General features: G+C 66.2%; 18 protein-coding genes. 5 read left to right on the top strand and 13 right to left on the bottom strand.

Annotated features, from left to right (window positions below):
- Window positions 1-236: 236 nt before the first annotated feature.
- The 3 genes from JNK68_08190 to JNK68_08180 all read right to left on the bottom strand — a co-directional run bounded on the left by JNK68_08190 (window position 237) and on the right by JNK68_08180 (window position 1,102).
- Window positions 237-368 (bottom strand): entericidin A/B family lipoprotein, encoded by a 132-nt coding sequence (locus tag JNK68_08190; GenBank protein MBL8540338.1) that lies wholly within the window; start codon window positions 366-368, stop codon window positions 237-239.
- Window positions 369-431: 63 nt separating this feature from the next.
- Window positions 432-836 (bottom strand): cell envelope biogenesis protein TolA, encoded by a 405-nt coding sequence (locus JNK68_08185; protein MBL8540337.1) that lies wholly within the window; start codon window positions 834-836, stop codon window positions 432-434.
- 65 nt (window positions 837-901) lie between these two features.
- A complete protein-coding gene (locus JNK68_08180; protein ID MBL8540336.1) occupies window positions 902-1,102 on the bottom strand; it encodes a CsbD family protein in 201 nt (66 codons plus the stop codon).
- 298 nt (window positions 1,103-1,400) lie between these two features.
- On the opposite strand from JNK68_08180, the gene JNK68_08175 reads away from it, so the two are divergent.
- Window positions 1,401-2,228, top strand: coding sequence for a transglutaminase family protein (locus tag JNK68_08175; protein MBL8540335.1), 828 nt, complete (start codon window positions 1,401-1,403; stop codon window positions 2,226-2,228).
- Between the two features lie 10 nt (window positions 2,229-2,238).
- Here the strand turns inward: JNK68_08175 and JNK68_08170 are convergent, their stop codons facing one another.
- From JNK68_08170 to JNK68_08150, 5 genes are all read right to left on the bottom strand, one after another.
- Window positions 2,239-3,504: a cardiolipin synthase B gene (locus tag JNK68_08170; GenBank protein MBL8540334.1), complete on the bottom strand. Its 1,266-nt coding sequence runs from the start codon at window positions 3,502-3,504 to the stop codon at window positions 2,239-2,241.
- A gap of 111 nt (window positions 3,505-3,615) precedes the next feature.
- Window positions 3,616-3,777 (bottom strand): DUF1328 domain-containing protein, encoded by a 162-nt coding sequence (locus JNK68_08165; protein ID MBL8540333.1) that lies wholly within the window; start codon window positions 3,775-3,777, stop codon window positions 3,616-3,618.
- A 242-nt stretch (window positions 3,778-4,019) separates the two neighbouring features.
- Window positions 4,020-4,406, bottom strand: a complete 387-nt coding sequence (locus JNK68_08160) for a response regulator transcription factor (protein ID MBL8540332.1) — start codon at window positions 4,404-4,406, stop codon at window positions 4,020-4,022.
- Window positions 4,407-4,430: 24 nt separating this feature from the next.
- A complete protein-coding gene (locus JNK68_08155; protein MBL8540331.1) occupies window positions 4,431-5,063 on the bottom strand; it encodes a response regulator transcription factor in 633 nt (210 codons plus the stop codon).
- Window positions 5,064-5,131: 68 nt separating this feature from the next.
- Window positions 5,132-6,223 (bottom strand): sigma-54-dependent Fis family transcriptional regulator, encoded by a 1,092-nt coding sequence (locus JNK68_08150; GenBank protein MBL8540330.1) that lies wholly within the window; start codon window positions 6,221-6,223, stop codon window positions 5,132-5,134.
- Between the two features lie 420 nt (window positions 6,224-6,643).
- Here JNK68_08150 and JNK68_08145 point away from each other — a divergent pair, with 420 nt between their 5' ends.
- The gene (locus tag JNK68_08145) at window positions 6,644-6,982 is read left to right on the top strand and encodes a hypothetical protein (GenBank protein MBL8540329.1); all 339 of its coding nucleotides are present in this window, start codon (window positions 6,644-6,646) and stop codon (window positions 6,980-6,982) included.
- Here JNK68_08145 and JNK68_08140 read toward each other — a convergent pair.
- The 4 genes from JNK68_08140 to JNK68_08125 all read right to left on the bottom strand — a co-directional run bounded on the left by JNK68_08140 (window position 6,979) and on the right by JNK68_08125 (window position 10,237).
- Window positions 6,979-8,424: a CHASE3 domain-containing protein gene (locus tag JNK68_08140; GenBank protein ID MBL8540328.1), complete on the bottom strand. Its 1,446-nt coding sequence runs from the start codon at window positions 8,422-8,424 to the stop codon at window positions 6,979-6,981. The genes JNK68_08145 and JNK68_08140 overlap by 4 nt on opposite strands.
- A 93-nt stretch (window positions 8,425-8,517) precedes the next feature.
- On the bottom strand, window positions 8,518-9,057 hold the full coding sequence (locus JNK68_08135; protein MBL8540327.1) for a hemerythrin domain-containing protein: 540 nt from the start codon (window positions 9,055-9,057) through the stop codon (window positions 8,518-8,520).
- A gap of 182 nt (window positions 9,058-9,239) precedes the next feature.
- Window positions 9,240-9,788 carry a hemerythrin domain-containing protein gene (locus JNK68_08130; GenBank protein ID MBL8540326.1) on the bottom strand — a complete coding sequence of 183 codons (549 nt, stop codon included), beginning with the start codon at window positions 9,786-9,788 and terminating at the stop codon, window positions 9,240-9,242.
- Window positions 9,789-9,865: 77 nt separating this feature from the next.
- Window positions 9,866-10,237, bottom strand: coding sequence for a hypothetical protein (locus JNK68_08125; GenBank protein MBL8540325.1), 372 nt, complete (start codon window positions 10,235-10,237; stop codon window positions 9,866-9,868).
- Between the two features lie 68 nt (window positions 10,238-10,305).
- Here JNK68_08125 and JNK68_08120 point away from each other — a divergent pair, with 68 nt between their 5' ends.
- From JNK68_08120 to JNK68_08110, 3 genes are all read left to right on the top strand, one after another.
- A complete protein-coding gene (locus JNK68_08120) occupies window positions 10,306-11,520 on the top strand; it encodes an MFS transporter (protein ID MBL8540324.1) in 1,215 nt (404 codons plus the stop codon).
- Between the two features lie 121 nt (window positions 11,521-11,641).
- Window positions 11,642-12,727, top strand: coding sequence for a cache and HAMP domain-containing protein (locus JNK68_08115; GenBank protein MBL8540323.1), 1,086 nt, complete (start codon window positions 11,642-11,644; stop codon window positions 12,725-12,727).
- A gap of 37 nt (window positions 12,728-12,764) precedes the next feature.
- The gene (locus JNK68_08110) at window positions 12,765-13,307 is read left to right on the top strand and encodes a DUF4388 domain-containing protein (protein MBL8540322.1); all 543 of its coding nucleotides are present in this window, start codon (window positions 12,765-12,767) and stop codon (window positions 13,305-13,307) included.
- A gap of 12 nt (window positions 13,308-13,319) precedes the next feature.
- Here JNK68_08110 and JNK68_08105 read toward each other — a convergent pair.
- A partial coding sequence (locus tag JNK68_08105; protein ID MBL8540321.1) for a malonyl-CoA decarboxylase family protein occupies window positions 13,320-14,279 on the bottom strand: 960 nt, incomplete at its 5' end.

Here is a 14,279-nt window from a genome sequence, read left to right as displayed (position 1 = left end):
GCAGCGGATGGCTCGACCTGAGCGGCGGTGCGGTTTGGTGCCACAGGCACGGCGCCGCCTTCCGCTTCCCACGTCTGAATGGGGTCGGGCTGCTTCATGCGCTCCCGGCGCGTCTGCCGCAAGAGAAACCCCACGCCCACTGCCAAGCCCACAAGGGCCACCAAGGCAACATTCTGAGTCATCGTTGCTGTCCTTTCTCGTCGGTTTGTTCGAGTTTGCAGTCCGCGCAGTTTGCGCTACTTCTTCGCCTTCGCAGCGTCCTGAATCTTTTCGCCGCCGCGTTCGATGTCGCGGCCGGCACCTTCCATCGTGTTGCAGCCGGCCAGAACGATGGCGGCGAGTGCTATCGCGATGAGTCGATGGATCATGTCAAGTCTCCTGTTTCGCAATGTCGCGCCCTGCCTCCCTCGTGGAGACGGGCACGGTCTCGCTCAGCTGCGGCCCTTCAGGCGTGCCTTCGCATCGGCGAGGCAGGCGTCCTTGGCGGGACCGGAGAGCGCATCGCACTTCTCCTTGGCGACGTCGTAGTCTGCGTCGCGCTTGTGCTCACGGGCTTCGGCATTCGCCTCCGCCGCTTCCTTGTGCGCCTTGGCGTCCGAACGTGCACGCTGCTCGCCGGCCTTGGCCTCCTTCACGCAGACATCCTTGTCGTTGCCTTTCAGCGTGTCACAGTGCTTTCTGGCCACGGTGTAGTCGGCCTTGGCCTTCTCCACGGCCGCCTCGTAATTGGCATCCGCCTGCTTCTTGTCGGCGTTGGTCACGGCGTCGGCATGCGCGCCGGCGACGAGCCCGAAACCGAGTGCTCCCGCGACGAGAGCGTGTGTCAGCCCTTTCATGAAGTTCTCCTTTTGCGATCGGAGTTATGGGAAAGGCGCGCCGCACCGCGCGCCGTACCCGTCCGCTAGTTGAGGCGCGATTCCCAATCGTCGAGCTGACGCTCCGCCTCTTCCTTCGAAACGCCGTAGGCTTCCTGGATCTTGCCGGACAGTTGGTCGCGGCGGCCGTTGATGACGTCGATCTGGTCGTCGGTGAGCTGACCCCACTGCTCCTTCACCTTGCCCCTGAACTGCTTCCAGTTGCCTTCGATGCGATCCCAGTTCATGACTCGTCTCCTATGTGTCGGGTTAGGGGTCGGCGTGAGCGCCGTCCCGTCCTCCAGTGGTCGCAGTCCGCGTGCCACGCTCATTTCGCTCGTGAAAACGGCGGGTTACGCGCGCAATTGATAAGGCGCGGGGGTAAGAATGGGATGCCGGAAGGTAAGCGTTGCCGACGCGATCGCGCTGGAAAGACGGAAAACCCCATTACCTGCGCGGTTGCGCCAATGGCACCGAATCTGCAAACCTGCGGTGACACAGGGGTGGGCGTCGTGCCGCACCAGGCTGCCAAAGGAGAGAGCGATCTTGAACACCTTCGACATCCATTGCGAGCTGGGCTACGAAGTCGGTGGTCCGAGCACCTTTCTGCTCAACCTAGAGGTCGCTGCGGTTCCCGGCCAGCGCATCGTGCACGAATCGCTCGTGACCGAGCCGGCGCTCACGCTGGACCGCTACACGGATCCGATCCTGCAGAACCGTTTCGTTCGGTTCAATGCCGATGCGGGCACCGTCCGCCTCGACTACCGCGCGACCGTCGAGGTCGAGGGTGCGTCCGAGGGCGTGCCCGACGCGTTCGAGGTGCCGGTTGGCGAACTGCCGCTGGAGGTGCTGCGCTTCATCCTGCCGAGCCGCTACTGCGAGTCGGACGCGCTCATGCGCATGGCAACCCAGGACTTCGGCACGCTAGCGCCCGGCGCCCAGCGCGTCGAGGCCATCTGCCAGTGGATCCGCGACCACATCAAGTACGAGATCGGGACGACGCAGGGAACGCATTCCGCCTTCGACACCGTCACCGGGCGCGCGGGCGTGTGCCGGGATTTCGCACACCTCGGGATCGCGTTCTGCCGCGCGCTCAACATCCCGGCGCGCTTCGTGACCGGCTATGCCATGTTTTCCGATCCGCCGCCCGATTTCCACGCGGTGTTCGAGGCCTACCTGTCGGGCGGGTGGTACCTCTTCGATCCCACCGGGCTCGCCAAGCGCTCGGAGCAGGTGCGCATCGGCACCGGTCGGGACGCCGCCGACGTGGCGTTCGCCACCATCTTCGGCTCCGTGCGCATGACCTACATGAGTCCGCTCATCGGACCCGCCGGCACGCCGCTCGAGGGGCAGCCGATCGTGGCGGCCGCCTGAGGAATAGCTGTTACAGCTGCGAACTCAGGAGTGCGGCCGTGTGCTCCCACAGCTTTTCCTGCCACGGCCGGTGGCGCCAGGCTTCGAGCGTGACGCGACGGGCACGCGCACGGTCGCGCTCGAAGACCTCGATCTGCTCGCGCGCGAAGTCGGCGTCGTAGACGTTCAGATTCGCCTCGTCGTTGAGACTGAAGGAGCGCGTGTCGAAATTGGTCGAGCCGACCGATACCAGCACCTCGTCGACCACCATCACCTTGCAATGGAACATGGTCGGCAGGTATTCGTAGATCTCCACGCCGGCCTCCAGCAGCGGCCCCCATCGGGCACGTGAAGCGCGGCGCACGGTCTGCGCATCCATGTGCTCGCCGGGAACGATCACCTGAATGCAGACGCCACGCTCGCAGGCCTGCACCAGCGTCTGCAGGGTCAATGCGTCCGGCACGAAGTAGGACGCCGAGAGCCGGATCGAGCGCCGCGCCGCCGTGATCGACAGCAGATACATGAGGCGCATGCTCTCCGCACCGCCGGACTGCGAGCTGGAGAACATCTGGGCCGGCGATTCCCCCGCCAGTTCCAGTGCGGGAAAGTACCCGTCTCCGTGCAGGACGACACCGCTCACTTTCATCCAGTTGTCGAGAAACACGGCTTGCAACTGCGCGACCACCGGGCCTTCGACGCGATAGTGCACGTCGCGCCAGTGTTCGGGATCCTGCGCGTGGCCGCGCCACTCGTCCGCGATGCCGACGCCGCCGGTGAAGCCGATCCTGCCGTCCGCCACCAGGAGCTTGCGGTGCGTGCGGTTGTTCATGCGCGCGAGGGTGTACCAGCGCAGCGGGTGATAGCGGGCGATGTCGACGCCGGCCTGCGTCATCTCGTCGAGCAGCCGCGCGTCCATCTTCAGGCTGCCGACCCAGTCGAGCAGGACGTGCACCTTCACGCCGGCGCGGGCGCGTTCGGACAGCGCCTCGGCGAACTCGCGTCCGATGCTGCCCGACCAGTAGATGAAGGTCTCGAAGGTTACGGTACGCTGTGCGCCACGGATCGCCGCCAGCATCGCCGGAAAGATATCGTCGCCGTTGTTCAGCGTCTGCACGCGGTTGCCATCGACGATGGCGGGCCCGAGCATCACGCCCATGGTTCGGGGAAACTGCGGGTCGTCGCTGGCATAGAGCCGCGCGATGCGCTTCTCGATCTTCTTTTCGTGCGTGATGAAATTGAGCGCGACCAGGACGACGAGCAGGGTCGCGACGGCAGTCAGCACGACGGTAAGCAGCATGGCGCGCGGGAGGCGGCGGCGAGGTGGGTCCGTGCATATTACCCACAACCCGGATCGATCCGGGCCGCGTTGCTGTCGCCGGCTGCACCCGGTCCGGTGCGCCGGGCAAGCTCAGCGTTTCAGGAAGCCCACCACCAGCGATATCAGAAAGAGGGCGAGAAAGACGAAGAACAGGATCTTTGCGATTTCGACGGCACCGGCAGCGATGCCTCCGAACCCGAACACGGCGGCAACGATGGCGATGATGAGAAAGAGGATGGCGTAGTTCAGCATGTCGATCTCCGTTCGGTTGCCGCAGTTGGAGCGATCGTCACGGCCGCGTCGTGGGAACCGCGGTCGACGAGCTTCCGATGTCGAACGGCAATCGACGTGCCGATCGGGTATCGACCCGGCCCGGCAGCGGCCGAACTCAGATACGGCGGCGTTTCCCGGGTGACCGGCACGGTCTCGATGGGAGGGCGACGAAACGGGTGTCCGGTAGAAAACGCTGCTCGCCCGTGCAGGACTTGCCGACCCTAACTGGCGGCGGACGCGCCTTCGCTCGCCAGATCGGCGAGCACTTCGCGCACGCGATCGAACTCGGATGCCTTGTCGAAGAAGAAATCGCAACCCGCCTGGGTCGCGCGACGCCGGTATTCCGACTCAGGGTAGTTGGTGAGCACGATCACGAGCGGGCGCGAAGGCAGCAAGAGCGAGGGCAGCCGCCGCAACACGTTGAGCCCGCTGCCGCGCCGCAGCTGGATGTCGAGAATGACGGCGTCCGGTGCGCTGCCGGCGATGCCGGCGAGCGCTGCCTCTTCGGTGTCGGCGTATCCAACCACCGAAACCCGCTCGTCCTCGGCCAGACTTTCCATCACCCGGTCTCGCAGAACGGGCGAATCTTCAACCAGATAGACCTTCACGGAGGCCCTCGTGCTCACGACGTGTTATTCGATCAAACCATTCTTGATCGCGTAATAAGTGAGGTCGGCGTTGGTCTTCATGCCCATTTTTTCCAGCACGCGCGTGCGATACGTGCTGACGGTCTTCACGCTCAGGAACAGTTCCTCGGCGATGCGCGATACCGGCTGCCCGGCGGCAAGCTTGCAGAAGATCTGGAATTCCCGCTCCGACAGGCTGCCGTGCAACGGCCGCTCGCCGCTGTGGTCGAGGTCCGCAGCGAGCAGTTCCCCCAGCGTGGCGCTCACGTAGCGGCGTCCCGCGGCAACGGTACGGATGGCGTGCACCAGTTCCTCCGGTGCGCCGTCCTTCGACACGTAGCCGCTCGCGCCGGCGCGCAGCAGGCTCACCGCATACTGGCTCTCGGGATGCATCGAGAGCATCACGACCGGCAGGTCGGGCCGGTGCCGCTTGATTTCGGTCAGGGTATCCACGCCGCTCTTCTCGGGCATGGAAATGTCGAGCAGCACGACATCCCATTCGCCCCCTCTGACCATTTTCACCGCCTCGTCGCCGGAGCCGGCCTCGCCGCCCACTTCCATGTCGGGCAGGCCGGAGAGCAGGGTTTGCAGTCCGGCCCGGACAATGGCGTGGTCGTCGGCGATCAGGATGCGGATCATGCTTGCGCTGGTGCGATGAGCCATTCATCACATTATCCGGATGTGCTGCGCACGTAAACGGCGCTCCCTCACGCCACGGCGATGAGCATCGGCGGGGTCGGTGCCGGTGGGCGCTGCGCCCCGTACTCGCTCAGCCGGTTGTAGAGTGTCTTGACGCTGACCCCGAGGAGCTCCGCTGTTTCTTTCCGGCGGCCCTGGCAATGGGCGAGCGTGGCGAAGATCACCTCGCGCTCGATGTCCTCGAGCGGCGTGCCGATGCGAAACTGCAGGGCGTTGCCGCGCCGTGCGAAGGCCGGCTGCGTCGCCACCGCGCTGCCGAAATCGAGCGTCGCGTCGGCCAGGATGAACGCGCGCTGCACGGCGTTCCTGAGCTCGCGCACGTTGCCCGGCCAGGAATGCTTCCGCAGATACGTACGGGCCGCGTGCGAGAAGCGCTTGCCGGTGTCGGCGCCGGCGTTGAGCTCGTCGAGGAAGTGCTGGGCCAGAAGCTCGATGTCGTCGCCCCGCTCGCGCAGCGCGGGCACTTCGATCGGGAACACGGCGAGGCGATAAAGCAGGTCCTCGCGCAGTCCGCCTTCCGCGACTGCCGCGGCCGGATCGCGATTGGTGGCTGCGATCACGCGCACGTCGACGCTGATTTCCTGGGCGCCGCCGACCCGGCAGAAACGCCCGGTTTCGAGCGCACGCAGCAGTGTCACCTGCAGCTCGGCCGGCATTTCCGTGATCTCGTCGAGAAACAGCGTTCCGCCCGAGGCGCGCTCGAAGCACCCCTGGTGGGCGCGGACCGCGCCGGTGAACGCGCCTTTTTCGTAGCCGAAGAGTTCCGCTTCGACGAGGTTCGCGGGCAGCGCGCCGCAGTTGATGGCAACGAAGGGTCGCCGCGCGCGCTGGCTCGCTGCGTGAATGGCGTTGGCGATCACTTCCTTGCCGGTGCCGCTCTCGCCCACGAGGAGGACGCTGGCCGATGTCGGCGCGACCCGCTCGATCACGTCGTGCAGCGCCTTCATCGGCGCAGAGTTTCCGTGCAGTTGCGCCAGCGCACCCGAGGCGCCGGCCGGCGCCGGGCGCGCCCGCGGAGCGTCGTGCCTCACCGCGAACTCCCGCGCGAGGGCAAAGGCATTCATCGGCAACTGGCTCACCGCGCAATCGAGCGTCGTCATTGATATCGCCTCCTGAAGGAACCCGGCCGCGGTCAGCGGCAGGTTCGATGGAATCGGGTGGGCCCGCAGTTCAGGCCTTTCTGGATTGCATCGTAGGAGCCGCGCCGATTTCGCGGTATCGGCCAGGCGCGCGTCGTGGTGTAGGACGATCCGCCACGCCGTCGGTGTTCGTCCTACTCCGCGCCCGGCAGGAGCCGCTGAAGAGACGTGTGCAGCGCCGGCAACTTTTACTGCCGACACGTCCCGTTCTTACGCGCAAACGGTTGGACCCTCCGGCCAAGGTGCCGTGCCGACGGCAAAAGATCTTTGGCACGTCGGCTGCGAACCAGCACGATGACAAGATGGCAGAGGATTCTCTTTCTGCCGGACTGCCACCCAGGACGACAGTCACTTCCCATTCTTCAAGCGAGGACCACGATCATGGAAACGAGCGAAAACGTCTTCTCGAAGGCAGCCGGTACGCGACCCTATGTCGACCAGGCAGCCGCGCAGACCCACGACGCGATCGACAAGGCATACGAGGCAGCGCGGCCGGCTATCGGCCGGGTCGCGTCCAGCGCCCATGGTGCCGTCGACAGGATCGCCGGGGCGGCGACCCAGGCCGCTGAAACGCTGGAGGAAAAAGGTGGCCAGATCCGCGACGCGCAGGCGCGGCTGGTGGACGATTGCAGCGCCTACGTGCGCGAGCACCCCTTCGCTTCGATGGGCGTGCTGGTGGCAGTGGGCTTCCTGCTCGGCAAGCTGACGAGCTTTCGCTAGTCCTGCACGGAATCGGCGGCGCCGCACCCGTCCTGCGGTGCCGCCTTGTGCGCCACGCACGGCAATGTCACCCGCACCAGCGTTCCCTTGCTCGCCGCGCCACGGGCGACATGGAATGTGCCGCCGATCTGCGCGGCGCGTTCCCGCATGCCCAGCATGCCGTGCGCCATCGGTTTGTCGAGGATATCGTCGGCAATACCGATCCCGTCGTCGGTGATCTCCAGCACGACATTGTGGCCGTCGCGCCGCAGCGAGACGCGCACGCGACCGGCCTTGGCATAGCGCAGCACGTTGGTGAGCGCCTCCTGCATGATGCGGAAGAGGGCTATCGGGCAGCCTTCGGCGAGCTCGGGCAGTTCCTCGTCGACATCGATCTCGACCTGCAGCCCGGAGCGTTGGCCGAACTCTGCGACATGCGCCTCGATCGCCGCGGATAAGCCGAGATTGTCGAGCAGCGGCGGACGCAGATCGTGGATGATGCGCCGCCCGAGATCGACCGTCGCCCGCACCGCGTCCGACGCCCGTGCCACGCGCTGCGCGACGGTTGGATGGTCTGCGACGCGCTGGGTTACCCAGGCCAGATCCATGCGCGCGGCGGTCAGATTGCTGCCGAGCTCGTCGTGCAGTTCGCGCGCGATCTTCGCCTTCTCCTCCTCGCGCACGGTCATGAGATGCCGGGACAGGCGCGAAAGCGTGTCGGTGCGCATCTGCACGATCCGCTCGAGGTCGGTATTGACGCGCTTGAGCTCGCGCTCGCTCGCGCGCCGGCGCTCGAGATAGAGGGCGATCACGTACCAGGAGAGCAGCAGCTGGCTCAAGCCGACGGCGACTGCCACCAGCCCGGAGAAGGCGGCGAAACGCGTGCTGCGCATGAGCTCCTGTTCGCGGTTTTCCCGCAGGAGCTCCTCCTCGGTGCGCAGCTCGGCGAGGATGCTTTGGACCTCGTTCGATAGCGCGCGCGACTCGTTCCTGGCGACCTGTGCGAGGGCAGCCTGCGGTCCGCGCTCGCGGTACACGGCGATCGTTCCGTCGAGCTCGGCTAGCCGCTCCTTGACCAGCGCCACGAGCCGGTTCACGCGTCCCTGCTGGAGCTCGTTGTCGATGGTGAGCGACTGCAGCTCCGACAAACGTTCCAGAACCTCCGCGGCGGCAGACGCATACGGTTCGAGAAAGCTCTCCTGTCCCGTCAGCAGGAACCCGCGCTCCACGCCAACGGCGCGCTGTAGCTGTGCGTTGACCCGCGCGCTTTTCTCGAGCACGTTGGCAGAGTGGACGATCCAGGCGTTCACGTCCTGGAGCATATGCGTGTTCTGAAAGGAGATGTATGCGTTCGCGAGCAGAATCCCGGCCGCTCCGAAGAGCATCAGCGAGATCGCGCGCGGAAGACGGGTGAGCGCGTGCAGTGCCACCATGGGATTCCTCTTGGCTCGGTCTGTCGTCATGGTACCGCGCCCCCCGTCGCCGATGCTCGCGGACACGAAAAAGGCAGCGCCCCGAGCGAGGCGCTGCCCGCGATGTGATGCGCCGAGGTGCTGTTACGCGGCTGCCGACGCGGCGGCGCGGCGAGCGCCTTCACCCGCTGTCCCGCCACTGCCGGAAAGCTCCTGCTTGCGTTCCGCGATGGCCTTGCCGAGAGCTTTCAGATCGACCTTCGCCGAGCGCGCCTTGGGGAACATCTCCTGTTGCTCCTCCTTGACGTGATGCCGGATGTATTCCCCCAGCACCGTGACCTTTGCGTCGTAATGATCGCCGCCGGGCTTCATTTGAGTCAGCTCCGCGATCAGCGCCTTCGCCGAAGCGTGCTCGACGTCGGCCTCGTCCATCATGTCGGCGTCGACGATCGCATCGCGCAGCGCAGGGTAGAAGATCTCCTCTTCCACCTTGGTGTGGATCGTCAGCTCCTGACAGATCTTCTGCACGAGCGCGAGCTTCTCGTCGCCGTCTTCCTTCAGCTTGTCGAAGCGCTTGAACATCTCGTCCACCTTCTTGTGATCGTCCTTGAGGATGGCGATCGCGTCAGGTGCAGCAGGCTTGCGTCGCTGCGGCGGCTTGCGGGTTGTGGTGCTGGTGGCCATACATCTCTCCTATGTCGATCGTGGGTCGGGAAACGGTGGCCGTGCAATCGGTGTTCCCTTTGGAAGATCGAGTGGAATCAGCGCGTTGTCATCGGCCGGCGAGAGGCACTGACGGCAAGTCGTGCAGGTGGCTGCGTAATCCTTGCCGCTTGGGCCTTCCCGTCGTGACGGCCCGGTGCCGCTTACGACAGCAAGCGCGCACCGATCGCGCGCGGCGCCGGCTCCGTCGCGTTCTCGGACTGCCCCAGCAGTTCGCGCTTGCGCACGGCGATCGCCGCGCCCAGCCGCTCGAGATCGAGGCGGGTGGCGCACGCACGCGGAAACATCTCCTGGTGCTCCTTTTCCATGTGCTGCCGCTCGTACGTCGCGAGCACCGCAACCATGGCGTTGTAATGATCGTCGCCCGGCTTCATGGACTCCAGTTCCTCGACCAGCGCGCGGGCGAGCGCATGCTCGACGTCGGCCTCGTCGGTGAGCGCGGCTTCGCCGGTGGCCGCGCGCACCGCCGGATAGAAGATCTCTTCCTCGACCTGGGTGTGGAGGCGAAGCTCGGTGCAGATCATCTGCACGACCGCGGCTTTCTCGACGCCATCGCGCTCGAGTTGCTCGAAATGGCGGAACAGCGCGTCGATGCGCTGGTGATCCTGCTTGAGCAGGGTGATCGCGTCGGGCGCGACGGACGGCGCGCTGCGCAGTGGCAGGCGCGCGGCGGATTCTGTGCGGGCAGCCATGGGCGTGTCCTCGTCGATGCGTGTTGAACGAGTCCCCGCCGGTGCAATCGACGTTCCGCGAGATAAAGTTCGCGTAATCAGGCGGCTGCAATCAGGGCCCGAAGTTCGGGCAAGCAAGGTTTGCCGACGGGACGTGCAAATTTTGCCGGTATGGCCGGCGCCATCACACGCCGGTGTCGTCGAAGCGCAGCGCGCTCGACGTGACGCGTGACGCGGATGCCCTCGCGCAAAATCTCCTCGTCGAAGATGGCGAGCCGCGGCGAGTCGGCGTCGCGCTGCACGTGCGCGAGTTCGAACATCGACCAGCCGGTCGCCGCTTGCTGCGGATCGTTCACCGGCCGGATCGGCGTCTGCACGCCGAAGCTGTCGGTGACGACGAGCGCGCGCGATTGCGTGAGCGTGCCCACGGCAAGAGACTCGTGGGTCACCCCTGCGAGAACGCGTGACATTCCCTTGCTCTTTGCGGCTCGCGCCATCGTATGCTCCGGGGTTGGATTGTCCACCGTCGAAGCTCTCCATGCCTGGCACCTCTCCGGGGCGTGTCGTCGCGCTGCTCTGCGCCGCCGAGGTGCTGAGCATGCTCGGCTTCGCCACCTTTCCCGCCCTGCTGCCGCTCATGCGCGACGTCTGGGCGTTGAGCGGCAAGGAGGCGGGCTGGATCGCCGGCGCCTATTTCGGCGGCTACATGCTGGCGGTGCCGCTCTTGTCGAGCCTGACCGACCGGTTCGACGCGCGGCGCATCTACTTCGCGTCCTGCCTGCTGGCGGCGGCGGGGCTCGTCGGCTTCGCCGTGTTCGCCCGCGGGCCGTTGACCGCCGGCGTGCTGCAGGCGGTGAGCGGTGCCGGGCTCGCGGGAACGTACATGCCGGGTCTGCGCCTGTTGGCGGATCGCGTCGGCGGCGTCCGCCAGAGTCGTTTCGTGGCTTTCTACACCTCGACGTTCGGCATCGGCACGAGCGCTTCGCTGCTCTTCGCGGGCTGGTCGGCGGCAGCGCTCGGCTGGCAGCTAACCTTCGCGCTCGCCGGTGTCGGGCCGCTCGTGGCCGGCTGCATGGTGATCGGTGCGCTGCGCGCGATGCCGCGGTCTGGGCATGCACCGAGCGCGGGTGCCGCCGCGGGCACGGGAAAACTGCTCGCCGACCGCACCGTGCAGGGCTACGTGCTCGGCTACGCGGCGCATTGCTGGGAGCTTTTCGGATTGCGCTCGTGGATGGTGGCTTTCGTGGCCTTCTGCTATGCACGCGACCCCGCATCGGTCGGTGCGCTGGCACCCGCCACGGTGGCCGCGATCGTCAACCTGATCGGGCAGCCCGCAAGCATATTCGGCAACGAGATCGCGGTGCGCATCGGGCGCCGGCGACTCATCTTCTCGGCCATGCTCGCCTCGGCCATGCTGGCGTGGCTCACCGGTTTCGCCGGCAGCCTCGCGTGGTGGCTCGCGCCGCTGCTGCTCGTCCTCTACAACACGGCGGTGATGGCGGATTCGGCCGCACTCACCGCGGGACTGGTCGAGATCACGCCGGTCGCGCGGCGCGGCGCGGCGATGGCGTTCTACTCGTTCCTCGGTTTCGGAGCAGGCTTCGTGAGTCCGCTCGCCTTCGGCGCGGTGCTGGACGCGGCCGGTGGCAAGAACGCTCCGTTCGCATGGGGACTCGCGTTCGGGAGCCTGGGCTTCTTCTGCGCGGTCGCCGCGCTCGTGGTCGTTCGCCGGTCGACCATGCGACATGAATGAGATGCCCTCGGGGACGCTGGCTAGATACTTGCTGACGCTTCCTTCGCGGCCGGCAAACGGCGGCCGGGCATGACATCAGTGTGCTCGCGCCGGGCGCGCCGGCATCCAGGGAGAAGACATCATGCGGGAAGGTCGGCAGACGTTTGCGTTCAGCATATTTCACAAGATCCTGATGACCATGGTCGTGGTGGCGATGGTGCCGCTGGCAGGCCTTTGGTATATCGGCAGCATCAAAGCCAGGGCGGACTGGAGCGCCAACATCGCCGCCGGGTTCGTGAAGACCGCCGATGCCCTGTCGGTGAAGGTCGGCGACTGGGAGGACATGAACCTGCGTCTGCTCAGGCAGGCCGCCGTGGTCGAACCCGTCACCTCGATGGTCGCCGAACACCAGAACCCGTTCCTCAAGAGCATCGCCACGCATTACCCGTGGGCGTACCTCGTGTTCACCATTCGCCCGGACGGTCAGAACGTCGGTCGCAGCGACGGCAAGCCCGCCGTGCAATACGGCGATCGCGCGTATTTCAAGCAGGTGATGGCGGGCGATGAGACCGGCCGGGAACTGGTGATCGGCAAGACGAGCGGCAAGCCCGCACTGATTCTCGCGGGACCGATCAAGGGCGTGAGCGGCGACCGGCTGGGCGTGATCGCCATGGCGATGGACCTGGCGGACCTGTCGCAGACCGTCACCGACACCCGCATCGGCGACACCGGTTATGCCATCCTGCTCGACGAGCGCAACAAGGTCATTGCCCACGGCAGGCGGGAGAAGCTCTCGGGCGCGCTCGAAGATCTCGGCAACCACCCGGTGCTGCAGGCGGTCGATGCGACCCGGGAGCCGACGGTGTTCACGCAGGATGGCAAGAGGATCGTGGCATACCGGCGCCAGCTCGGGGACGGCTGGAGCCTCATCGTGCAGCAGGACTACGACGAGGCGTTTGCTCCACTGCGTCAGGTCGAGCGCGATTCGCTCGTGCTCATGGTGGTGACCGTCGCCTTCGTGCTGGTCGTCGCCTACTGGCTCGGCCGCCGACTGGCCGATCCGATCCGCCGGCTGACGACGGTCGCCGACAGTCTCAGCCGTGGCGAGAGCGGCGGCAAGATCGTGGAAACCGGGCGCGGCGACGAGATCGGTGCGCTCGCGCGCGCCATCGAGCGGATGAGCGTCAGCATCCAGATGGCCATGGGCAGGCTGCGCAAGCGCGCCTGACCGCGGCCGGTTGCAGCGTCACGAAGGGGGAGCCATTGTGAGCCAGGCCTACGTTCCGTCCGCCGATCTGGTCGCCGCGCTCGGCGAGTGGTCGCGTGAGCGACGCACCGGAATCGTCTACGTCGCCACCGACACCAACCACGCCGCGCAGATCAATCTGGTCGAGGGCGAGATCACCTTTGTGGTCTTCAAGTCAAGGCTCGGCGCGAACGCGCTGCCGCTCATGCAGGCGATCGAAAGCTGTCGTTTCCGTTTCGCTGAGGGTGTGGTCGCGGCACCGTCGCGGCAGACGCTGCCACCCACGACCGTGATCCTCGAACAACTCGCGAAGAGCGCGAGCACTGCCCGGGCGGCGCCAGTCGCCTCCGCTACAACGGCGATCTCAAGCGAAGCCAAGACGGTTATCGAGCGTGCACTGGCCGACTACATCGGTCCGATGGTGACGATCGTCTGCGCCGAGCATTTCGAGCAGCCGCGCGATCTGGAGACGACGATCGATGCGCTCGCCTGCGAGATTCCGAATCCGGAGCACGCCATCCGCTTCAAGGAAGACGTGAGCAGGAAGCTCGGGCTGCGTTGACACCCCGAGGGCTCAGGCGGGCTTGCGCAGGCTGCGCTTGACGGTGTCGCTGATCGTCACGCGTCCCTTGCGCGCATACGCCTCGTGGTTGGCCTCGATGTCCCCCAGGCGATACAGGTAGTTCACCATCATGCCGACGGATTGCCGCATGCCGCGCGGCGAAACGTCGGCCAGCCAGTTGACGCGCTCCAGACGGGCGCCGTTGCCGAGATGAAAGCGTGCCACGGGATCGAGCGGGCGCTCGGCCTCCTTCTCCTCGACCAGATAGCGCGCGACGAGATGCGTGAGCAGCGGTGCCAGCGCGGTGGCGCTGTGCTCGTCCTTGGCGAGGTCGCGCTCCAGCAGCGTGACGACCGCGTCGAAGGGGTCGAGGACGCCGGCGATGCTCGCGAGCAAGGTCGCCTCTTCCGGTCCGAAGAGGCTCCCGTCCTTCGCCTTGAGCCGCGCCTCCAGCCATTTGCGAAAGCCCGGGACCGGAGACAGCGTGGCGAAGATCCTGAGCCGCGGAAATTCGGCGGTGAGCTGCTCGACGACGCGCTTGATCAGGAAGTCGCCGAACGACACCCCGCGCAGCCCCGCCTGCGTGCTGGAGATCGAATAGAAGATCGCCGCCTGTGCGCTGTGCGGATCCATGCGCGGGGCCGCCTCGTCGAGCAGCGCGTGCACGTTCGACGCCATCTCGGTCACCAGCGCGATCTCGACGAAGATGAGCGGCTCCTCCGGCATGCGCGGATGGAAGAACGCATAGCAGCGGCGGTCGGCATCCATGCGGTTGCGCAGGTCGCTCCACGAGCGGATCTCGTGCACCGCCTCGTACGCGATCAACTTTTCCAGCAGCGCGGCGGGCGACTGCCACGAGATGCGGCGCAACTCGAGATTGCCGACGTCGAACCAGTTCGAAAAAAGTGCGAACAGTTCCTCGTCGATGACATCGAGCTCGGGCGCTTGTTTCAGATAGCGCAGAACATCGGC

The sequence above is a fragment of the Betaproteobacteria bacterium genome (assembly GCA_016791345.1).
Classification (GTDB): Bacteria; Pseudomonadota; Gammaproteobacteria; order Burkholderiales; family JAEUMW01; genus JAEUMW01.
This window is presented reverse-complemented; position numbering and strand designations above follow the sequence as displayed.

What these genes read in the sequence shown, in the direction of transcription:
- JNK68_08190 (MBL8540338.1), bottom strand. Translation starts at nt 368, where the DNA reads ATGATCCATCGACTCATCGCGATAGCACTCGCCGCCATCGTTCTGGCC.
- JNK68_08185 (MBL8540337.1), bottom strand. Translation starts at nt 836, where the DNA reads ATGAAAGGGCTGACACACGCTCTCGTCGCGGGAGCACTCGGTTTCGGG.
- JNK68_08180 (MBL8540336.1), bottom strand. Translation starts at nt 1,102, where the DNA reads ATGAACTGGGATCGCATCGAAGGCAACTGGAAGCAGTTCAGGGGCAAG.
- JNK68_08170 (MBL8540334.1), bottom strand. Translation starts at nt 3,504, where the DNA reads ATGCTGCTTACCGTCGTGCTGACTGCCGTCGCGACCCTGCTCGTCGTC.
- JNK68_08165 (MBL8540333.1), bottom strand. Translation starts at nt 3,777, where the DNA reads ATGCTGAACTACGCCATCCTCTTTCTCATCATCGCCATCGTTGCCGCC.
- JNK68_08155 (MBL8540331.1), bottom strand. Translation starts at nt 5,063, where the DNA reads ATGATCCGCATCCTGATCGCCGACGACCACGCCATTGTCCGGGCCGGA.
- JNK68_08150 (MBL8540330.1), bottom strand. Translation starts at nt 6,223, where the DNA reads ATGACGACGCTCGATTGCGCGGTGAGCCAGTTGCCGATGAATGCCTTT.
- JNK68_08145 (MBL8540329.1), top strand. Translation starts at nt 6,644, where the DNA reads ATGGAAACGAGCGAAAACGTCTTCTCGAAGGCAGCCGGTACGCGACCC.
- JNK68_08140 (MBL8540328.1), bottom strand. Translation starts at nt 8,424, where the DNA reads ATGACGACAGACCGAGCCAAGAGGAATCCCATGGTGGCACTGCACGCG.
- JNK68_08135 (MBL8540327.1), bottom strand. Translation starts at nt 9,057, where the DNA reads ATGGCCACCAGCACCACAACCCGCAAGCCGCCGCAGCGACGCAAGCCT.
- JNK68_08130 (MBL8540326.1), bottom strand. Translation starts at nt 9,788, where the DNA reads ATGGCTGCCCGCACAGAATCCGCCGCGCGCCTGCCACTGCGCAGCGCG.
- JNK68_08125 (MBL8540325.1), bottom strand. Translation starts at nt 10,237, where the DNA reads ATGTCACGCGTTCTCGCAGGGGTGACCCACGAGTCTCTTGCCGTGGGC.
- JNK68_08120 (MBL8540324.1), top strand. Translation starts at nt 10,306, where the DNA reads ATGCCTGGCACCTCTCCGGGGCGTGTCGTCGCGCTGCTCTGCGCCGCC.
- JNK68_08115 (MBL8540323.1), top strand. Translation starts at nt 11,642, where the DNA reads ATGCGGGAAGGTCGGCAGACGTTTGCGTTCAGCATATTTCACAAGATC.